Genomic DNA, 8,650 nt, shown 5'->3' on the forward strand with positions numbered 1-8,650 from the left:
CGTTCAGAGTGATATATAGTAGCGAAAGGAGTTGATTTTGTGCGAAAAATAAGCAAAATAGAGCCGACCATGCCAGCTGTTGCAGCAAAGAAAAAGGTTGCTGGCTATGCACGAATTTCGATGGAATCCGAGAGGATGCACCATTCCCTTTCCGCACAGATCAGTTACTATAATGCACTGATACAGAAAAAGTCGGAATGGGAATTTGCAGGGGTATATGCTGACGATGGCATCAGCGGGACCGGTACAGCCAAACGATCGGAGTTCCTTCGTATGATTGCCGACTGCGAAGCAGGAAAGATTGATATTATCCTCACCAAATCCATACAGCGTTTTGCAAGAAATACTGTTGACCTTCTGGAAACGGTCAGACATTTAAAGGACATCGGCGTGGAAGTGAGATTTGAAAAGGAAAATATCAATTCCATGAGTGGTGACGGAGAGTTGATGCTCTCCATCCTTGCATCCTTTGCACAGGAAGAAAGCCGTTCTATTTCCGAAAATGTGAAGTGGGGTACGAGAAAACGCTTTGAACAGGGCATTCCGAATGGACGCTTCCAAATCTATGGATACCGCTGGGAAGGCGATCATCTTGTAGTCGAGCCGGAGGAAGCAGAAATCGTGAAAATGATTTTTGATGATTTCCTGAATGGACTATCAGCAGAAAGCACCGAAAAGAAACTGGAGCAGATGGGTGTTAAGTCCTATAAAGGACAGCATTTCAGCAATACATCCATCAGACAGATTTTGAGCAATGTTACTTACACCGGAAACCTGCTTTTTCAGAAGGAATATGTTTCAGACCCTATCACGGGAAAATCCAAAATCAATCGTGGAGAGCTGCCGCAATACTGGGTTGAAAACACACATGAAGCAATTATTCCGCTGGAGACATACCGAGCTGTTCAGGAGGAACGTAAGCGGCGCAGAGAGCTTGGGGTGTTTGCCAACTGGAGCATAAACACCTCGTGCTTTACAAGTAAAATCAAATGTGGGAACTGTGGTGTAAGCTATAGAAGAAGCGGCAAGCGACAGCGAAAAGACAAAAACGAAGTCTATTACGTTTGGGTATGCCAGACTTATGACAGAAAAGGAAAAGCCGCCTGTCCTTCTAAGACGATACCGGAGATAAAGCTGAAAGCTGTTTGTGCCGAGATACTGGGGCTTAAGGAATTTGATGAGACGATATTCTCTGAGAAGGTAGAGCAGATCACAGTTATCGGAGACGATACACTTGAGTTTCATTTTACCGATGGTACGATACAACAGAAAAAATGGTCATCTACAGCCAAAACCGACTGGTGGACAGCAGAACGCAGGAAAGAATGGGGCGAAAGACATAAAAACAAATCCACCAATCCAAATCGGTCCCGTTACAAAGCATTCACTGGATTCATAAAATGCGGAAACTGCGGTGAAAATTATCGCAGTCAGGGAACAACATACGCTGATGGTACAAAAAATCGATACTGGAGATGCTGCAAATCCTGTGGAAATACAGGAATCAAGCAGTCTACTATGGAAACGCTCGTCAGTGAAGTGTTGGGGTTAGATACGTTTTCGGAAGAACGGATGGATGTGCAAATAGAAAAGGCTGTCATTAAGGATGGCACGGCCACATTCCATTTTAAGGATGGACATACCGAGTGCCAAAGCTATGAGGAAAAGAAACGAGGAGTTCCTCACACGGAAGAATACAAACAGCACATGCGTCAGCTGATGAAGGAACGCTGGACACCGGAAGTGAAACGGCAGATGAGTGAGAGCATGAAAAATCTCAGGAAGGAGCGTGGAAAAGCATGGCAAAAAGAAAAGTAACCACGATTCCTGCCACCATCAATAAGTTCACTGCAAAGCCTGTGGACAGTAAGAAAAAACGCAGGGTGGCAGGATATGCCCGCGTCAGTACTGACCATGAGGATCAGCAGACCAGCTACGAGGCACAGGTGGATTATTACACGAATTATATCAAAGGAAGAGATGACTGGGAGTTCGCAGGACTATATTCAGACGAGGGAATCAGTGCCACCAACACAAAGCACCGAGATGGATTCAACCAGATGATTGCCGATGCCCTGGCAGGAAAGATTGACCTTATCATTACAAAATCGGTCAGCCGATTTGCAAGAAATACGGTGGATTCCCTCTCGACTATCCGAAAATTGAAGGAACACAACATCGAATGTTATTTTGAAAAGGAAAATATATGGACCTTCGACAGCAAGGGAGAATTGCTTCTTACGATCATGAGTTCCCTTGCACAGGAAGAAAGCCGTTCAATTTCGGAGAATGTCACATGGGGACACAGGAAGCGTTTTGCAGACGGAAAGGTCAGCTTTGCTTACAGCCGTTTCCTTGGATATGAGAAAGGCCCGGACGGAACGATTGTAGTGGTGCCGGAGCAGGCAAAAACGGTAAGGCTGATTTATAAGCTGTTCCTAGACGGCATGACCATGCATACCATTGCCGGAGAACTTACCAAACGCGGCATCAAGACACCCGGCGGCAAGGATAAATGGAATCAGTCAACGGTGCGGAGTATTCTTACCAATGAAAAATACAAGGGTGATGCTCTGCTGCAGAAATCCTACACAGTAGATTTTCTGACGAAGAAGACGAAAACCAATGAAGGCGAAGTGCCGCAGTATTATGTAGAAAATAACCACGAGGCAATTATTGATCCGCAGATTTTTGAATTGGTGCAGGCTGAAATTGCAAAGCGAAATAAAGGGAAAGAACGCTACAGCGGAGTCAGCATTTTCTCTACTAAAGTGCAGTGTGCGGAATGCGGCGGCTGGTATGGTTCCAAGGTGTGGCATTCCAATGACAAGTACCGCCGCATCATCTACCAGTGCAATAACAAATTCCGAAATAAGACGGGCTGTTCAACTCCGCACCTGACGGAGTATGAAATCAGGGAATATTTTATAAAGGCTATAAACCGATTGATTACCGAGAAGGATGAGATCATTGCCAACACAGAAATGATACGAAAGATGCTCTGCGATAATTCTGAACTGGAAGCCAAGCGTGATGCCCTGCAGGAGGAAATCGCTGTGACGGTTGAACTTACGCAGAATGCGGTAGCAGAGAACGCACGAGTGGCACAAGACCAGGATGATTACAATAAACGCTACAACGCCTTGGTGGAACGCTATGACAGGCTGAAAGCACAGTACGATGAAGTCAGCACCGCAATTTCTGACAATGAAGCAAGGTATGAACAGATGGGCAGATTCATCACAGTCCTGAAAGACCAGGAAGGCGTTATCACAGAATTTGACGATGCCCTTTGGAGCAGTCTGGTGGAGAAAATTGTAGTAAAAAGCAAGGAAGATGTGACGGTGGTATTCAAAGATGGCACCGAAATGAAAGCAGAATAAGATATAAAGCAGATACGACACTCAGGATTTATGTCCTGGGTGTTTTTGCTATGTGTACAAAGGTCAGTTGTAAAAGCTAATTCCAGTTTGTAAGACTAAATTCCACCTTGTAGGAGTAAATTCCACGGGGTGGAGTTTTTTTGTGCCGAAAAAGAGCGGAAACGATGGAAAAATCGGAGAAACGCCGCTATACTTACAGAAAAGTCGGAAAAATGCGTATAAAAATGAGAAGTCGAGTTCACATTTTCTTGTTTGGAGTTAGTGAATTCCACCCTGTTTAGGAGATATAGGAGTCATCGAATGCGTTATGTTCCGGCTTTTCTTCTTTTGAAAAGGAAGTTTCTGCTTACGCAGAAACTCTGATCTAAAGTGACTAAAATTTTTGCTTAGTACAATTTCAGGTTCACTGGGCTCTGCCCAGACCCGTCCTCGCCGGAAGCAGGGCAGCAACTCGTTTGCTGCTCATGCGGGAGGATGTGGTTCGTCACTCCGTCAAGAGCTGCTCGGGCGCGCAGCGCCCAGCGTACTGTCTCTTGACTTCGTTCCGACCTTTACGTTTTGTTAATCATGACGGTTTAGTAATGAAGGCTTCAAAACGATGTCGTTTGGAGCAATCACAGAAAAGCGAAATTTTTCCAAAAGCGCTTTTCCGTAATAAAACTCCATCAGAGAATACGGAGGCTTGTTTCCAAGCTCAGGACGACTGTATGAATTGATGTGGTTCATCATCCGGTCGATCTGGTCTTGTGAATAGGGACCGATATCAGTGCCTTTCGGTATAACTCTCCGAATAAACTCATGGTTGTTTTCGCACGCACCTTTTTCGTGTGGCGCAGAAGGATTGCAGTAAAACACCCTTGAACGCAGTTCGCCATCTGGACCGTATTCCAATGCAGTAGGGTTTGAGAATTCACTGCCGTTATCCGCTAACAGGACAGGAAACAGCTGCATGTATAGTTCTTTGCCCAGCTTTTCGTACAGGTCGTTGAAGATCTCAATAACAGAGAATGAGTCATTTGCATCTCTGCGAAAAGCGAGTTGGAACTTCTGGCGGACGAAATGAATCGTCAGAAGTACGGCTCCGCCTTTTACTCCTTCAACGGAATCCAACTCTACGATAGGCAGTTCAGGATGCTCAAAGTGATAGATCTTGAAGTCCTCGTAGGTCCGCCCCACCCGACAGGCCTTGTCGACCTTTAATGGGACAGATATCGCCTTCCGAGGTCTGAATCTTACCTTCCGTGGAAGATCGATGTTTCTTGCACCTAAAACGCCACCGTCAACATACCGGTACATCGTCTTTAAACAGCGCGGAATCCGATCGGCGTTATTCACCATGACATGATGAATGGACTGACCGTTCTTCAGCAAAGGAGTGAAGACCAAGTCTAACAGCTCCTTCTCCTGGTCCGTAAGGTTAAAGCCGGATCTTGATTCGCTTCGTACAAGCTCATACTCACGCTGGGCGTCGTGAGCTATGTAGAGATGTTTTTCGAGTGTGCACGCATTCCGTTTAGGGCAGCCGTTACATACATACGGCGGTTTTTTGAGAAAAGAACATTCTTCCTTTACATAGTCCGGGCAAACGGAGGTGCACTTGCCGCAAAGGCTGCAGGTTTTCTTTTGCTTACGTGTGCACTCATCGCAAAGATCACCAGAATAGTGACAGTGGAATCTGTGGACGCAGTCGTTGAAGTTTCTGTACGGTGCGCCTTTCTTTACGAAACAAATGTGATTTCGAACTTCCTTGGAAATGGTGGTGCAGTCCTTCCCGACAAGGGCACCTATCTCTTTAAAGCTGGATCTGTTATTGAGCCCCTGCTCAATAACGCACCGGTCTGCCAGGACGAGATGTTTATTCTTGCTCATATGTTCCTCCAATGGAGCCGGAGGGAATACATCGATGAACCTGCAAAGAATAGCATTTGGAATTACTTAATTCCACTATGGCATTTGGAATAAGTAAGTTCCATCTTTGGAAGAAGAGGGGTGGAAGTTAGTTTGACAAGTCACTCTATGTGTACAAAGTGCAAATTTTGAGATGAGTAGATTGAAGTGAAAGCAAAGATGTGTTATAATATTATCCGATTAGTGTTATTTTACAAATTTCAGATGAGGTGATACGAATGCTGAAAAATAATATAGAAGTAGATGTAAAAATCAAGTGTATAGAAGCTGGAAAAACACAGGCACAGCTGGGAGAGATGATTGGTTCAACAGGACAATATGTAAATCGTATCATCAAAAAGGGTGATGGCGTTATTAATAAAACTTTTGTAGAGATGCTGGATGCTCTCGGTTATGATATTCAGCTCACATATGTAAAAAAAGAGGAGGCATAATCAATGGCATATGAGGCACCATTAACGATAGCAGAAGTCGTGAAGGATATTTCTGCTAATAAATATGTTCTCCCGTCAATTCAAAGAGAATTTGTATGGAGTACCGCACAAATTGAGAGACTTTTTGACAGTGTAATGCAGGACTATCCGTTTGGCGCATTTCTTTTTTGGGAACTGTCTAAGGATCAAAATACTCTCTATGACTTCTATTCCTTTTTGCAGAATTATCATGAGAAAACTGCACGGCATAATCCGAAGATAAACTTAACTGGAAATGACAACGTTATGGCTGTTTTGGATGGTCAGCAAAGATTGACATCTATTTATATTGGCTTAAAGGGAACTTATGCATTCAAAATGCCGTTTAAACAGTGGAAGAACAACTCTGCATTCCCGGAGAGAAAGCTTTATTTGAATATTGTTGAACAGGCGAAAGACGAAACGGATAAATATGAATTTTCATTTCTCACTGCTGATGAGGTGAAGAACGACACAGATCATTACTGGTTTGAAGTTGGAAAGATACTTGACATGACAGAATTAGGAGATGTCATGAATTATCTGATGCAAAATATAGCTTTTTCTGGTGCTTACACACAGGATCAGTGTATCTTTGCAAATGCGACATTATCGCAGCTTTTTAAGGTGATCCATACTCAGCCGAGCATCAGCTATTACAAAGTAAAATCAGAGGAACTGGACAAAGTTCTGCAAATTTTCATTCGCGTCAATAGCGGTGGTACAGTATTGAGTTACTCGGATTTGTTATTATCGATTGCTACAGCACAGTGGGAATCTTTAGATGCAAGGAAAGAAATCACAGAGTTTGTCGATTACATCAACACGATAGGTTCTGGCTTTAACGTAAACAAGGATTTCATTCTGAAGGCATCCTTGGTGTTGACTGGGTTTAGCGATATTGCTTTTAAGGTCGATAATTTCAACAAACAAAACATGCTCAAGATTGAGCAGAACTGGCAAACAATAAAAACATCTATTACTCAGGCATTTTTGCTTGTTTCAAGCTTTGGATTTTCAAGAGACAGCTTGAAATCCAATAATGCTGTTATTCCGATTGCATATTATCTTATGATGATTGGTAATCCGAGCAATTTCGAGGTTTCTTCTAATACGGTTAATAACAGGAAGAAAATCAAGAAATGGCTAACAATGTCCCTGATAAAAAGGGCATTTGGCGGACAGGCAGACAGCATTCTTCGTCCTCTGCGCGAGGTCATCAAAGCGAATGGAAACAAGGAATTTCCGCTGGATGAAATTATCAACAGACTGCGTGGAACCAGTAAAACAATTGTATTTACGGAGGATGATATTGAGGCTCTGTTAGAGCTTCAATATGGTAGAGCAGATACGTTGATGGTTTTGATGATGCTGTATCCTTCTTTGGATTACAACAACAAGTTCCATATAGACCACATCTATCCCAAGAGCAAGTTTACTAAGACATCTCTGCTGAAGAAGGGAATTGCGCAGGATAAAGTCGAAGAATACATGAATCATGTGAATGATATCAGTAACCTTCAGCTCTTAGCGGCAATTCCGAATATTGAAAAACAGGACAAGGATTTTGAAGAATGGTTTGCAGAGATATGCCCGACAGATACAGATAAAATCCAGTATCGCAAAATAAATTATCTGCCGGAAATGCAGTATAGTTACGATGAGTTTTTGCAATTTGTTTCAGACAGAAGAAAAAAGATAAAGAATCAGCTGAAGGTCGAATTGATGTAAATGCGAGGTGAATGTCGTGTATGAGAGCCTAACTAAATATTTGCTGGAGTTTCCTGGTGATGAAAAGGGTATGTGGATCATTGACAATGAGAATGACGGAACACCAGAGCATCCTATACAAATGCCTTATGTGAATTATTCTGGACTGGTCAGGGACTTTACTGATGATGTCTATTCTTTCGTGGACAAGCACGAAGAAATGGAGTTACGCAGCTATGCAGAAATCCTTAAAGAAAATGGCATCGAATGGGGCATGGATTCAATGTCAACAGCGGTAGTTGAAAATCTTGATGCAAAATGTGTATTTGCCATGATTCTTGGAGCTGTCCGTGCAGAACGTTTTTGTGATGGGGCATTGCTTGGATTCTTTGCGAATGGATCTGTTATACGATGGCTTGAAAGACTGAAAGCATTGGACACGGATGGAGAGAATGTCGCTGCAAAATAGAAGGAGGAAGCTGTGAAGAATCTACCAAAAAGATATGTGAGCGAAGATGCAGTCAAGCGTGCTTTAAAGATTGATTCGTTTCGCAACCTATCAAAAGATAAAGTGATGCAATTTGCATCTATGATTCCTTACATGGATAAAGATGTTGCCATTGCCATTATAAATCAATTTCCGGTATATGCGGATTTTGGAAAGATTGCTATAGAACGATACACAGAAGTGTGTAATAGCATCTTAGAAAATAATAAAGAGAGTCAAGCATCAGTTGTCAAGGGGTATCAAACCATTCTTGATGCTTTGGCGAAAAGAATGGAAAAGGAAGAGATTTCTGATCAGGAACGACAGTCAATTACTGTTGATATGATTGCTGTAGCCGATAAAATAGCAGAAGCGGATTTGAACAATAAGAAATTTCTCGACAGAATGGGAAACAAAATTCTGATGGGCATAGGTATTGTGATTGCTGCGGTAGGTGCGGGTATTGGAATCAATTCGGCTTTTGGGAATAATTCCTCTTTGCCGGAGATTCAGGATGATGAAGACGAAGAATAAAAGCTGACGAATTTTCTGAGAAAGGAGGTGCCGCCGATGTACGCACAAAAGCTATCGTTCGATTATGCACACACCTTGCACACTGTGCGTATCGTTCATAATGCACACAGTGTTCATCGTTCACGAGTACAAAAGGGGCAATCGTGTGATTGTATCAATTTTGTAAGGGCAACCGA

At 42.9% G+C, this 8,650-nt stretch carries 7 protein-coding genes; 6 read left to right on the forward strand and 1 reads right to left on the reverse strand.

Annotated elements, in window-relative coordinates; all coding sequences use genetic code 11:
• The first annotated feature begins 39 nt into the window (after nucleotides 1-39).
• Both ACK8P7_RS09160 and ACK8P7_RS09165 read left to right on the forward strand, forming a co-directional pair.
• Nucleotides 40-1,818 (forward strand): recombinase family protein, encoded by a 1,779-nt coding sequence (locus ACK8P7_RS09160; protein ID WP_410043908.1) that lies wholly within the window; start codon nucleotides 40-42, stop codon nucleotides 1,816-1,818.
• Nucleotides 1,800-3,383 (forward strand): recombinase family protein, encoded by a 1,584-nt coding sequence (locus ACK8P7_RS09165; protein ID WP_410043909.1) that lies wholly within the window; start codon nucleotides 1,800-1,802, stop codon nucleotides 3,381-3,383. The genes ACK8P7_RS09160 and ACK8P7_RS09165 overlap by 19 nt, the downstream gene beginning before the upstream one ends.
• Nucleotides 3,384-3,944: 561 nt before the next feature.
• On the opposite strand, the gene ACK8P7_RS09170 is transcribed toward ACK8P7_RS09165, so the two are convergent.
• The gene (locus ACK8P7_RS09170; protein WP_410043910.1) at nucleotides 3,945-5,252 is read right to left on the reverse strand and encodes an IS30 family transposase; all 1,308 of its coding nucleotides are present in this window, start codon (nucleotides 5,250-5,252) and stop codon (nucleotides 3,945-3,947) included.
• A gap of 257 nt (nucleotides 5,253-5,509) precedes the next feature.
• Between ACK8P7_RS09170 and ACK8P7_RS09175 the strand changes: the two genes are divergently transcribed.
• The 4 genes from ACK8P7_RS09175 (at nucleotide 5,510) to ACK8P7_RS09190 (ending at nucleotide 8,474) form a co-directional block, all read left to right on the forward strand.
• The gene (locus ACK8P7_RS09175; protein WP_055166464.1) at nucleotides 5,510-5,725 is read left to right on the forward strand and encodes a helix-turn-helix domain-containing protein; all 216 of its coding nucleotides are present in this window, start codon (nucleotides 5,510-5,512) and stop codon (nucleotides 5,723-5,725) included.
• Between the two features lie 3 nt (nucleotides 5,726-5,728).
• Complete coding sequence (locus ACK8P7_RS09180; protein ID WP_410043911.1) at nucleotides 5,729-7,474, forward strand: DUF262 domain-containing protein; 1,746 nt, start codon at nucleotides 5,729-5,731, stop codon at nucleotides 7,472-7,474.
• A 70-nt stretch (nucleotides 7,475-7,544) separates the two neighbouring features.
• Nucleotides 7,545-7,922, forward strand: coding sequence for a DUF6508 domain-containing protein (locus ACK8P7_RS09185; protein ID WP_410043912.1), 378 nt, complete (start codon nucleotides 7,545-7,547; stop codon nucleotides 7,920-7,922).
• A gap of 12 nt (nucleotides 7,923-7,934) precedes the next feature.
• Nucleotides 7,935-8,474, forward strand: coding sequence for a hypothetical protein (locus tag ACK8P7_RS09190; RefSeq protein ID WP_410043913.1), 540 nt, complete (start codon nucleotides 7,935-7,937; stop codon nucleotides 8,472-8,474).
• Nucleotides 8,475-8,650 lie beyond the last annotated feature (176 nt).

The organism is Oribacterium sp. P9, assembly GCF_046365365.1.
In the GTDB taxonomy this organism is placed as follows: Bacteria; Bacillota; Clostridia; order Lachnospirales; family Lachnospiraceae; genus Oribacterium.

What these genes read in the sequence shown, in the direction of transcription:
- ACK8P7_RS09175 (WP_055166464.1), top strand. Translation starts at nt 5,510, where the DNA reads ATGCTGAAAAATAATATAGAAGTAGATGTAAAAATCAAGTGTATAGAA.
- ACK8P7_RS09165 (WP_410043909.1), top strand. Translation starts at nt 1,800, where the DNA reads ATGGCAAAAAGAAAAGTAACCACGATTCCTGCCACCATCAATAAGTTC.
- ACK8P7_RS09185 (WP_410043912.1), top strand. Translation starts at nt 7,545, where the DNA reads ATGTGGATCATTGACAATGAGAATGACGGAACACCAGAGCATCCTATA.
- ACK8P7_RS09180 (WP_410043911.1), top strand. Translation starts at nt 5,729, where the DNA reads ATGGCATATGAGGCACCATTAACGATAGCAGAAGTCGTGAAGGATATT.
- ACK8P7_RS09170 (WP_410043910.1), bottom strand. Translation starts at nt 5,252, where the DNA reads ATGAGCAAGAATAAACATCTCGTCCTGGCAGACCGGTGCGTTATTGAG.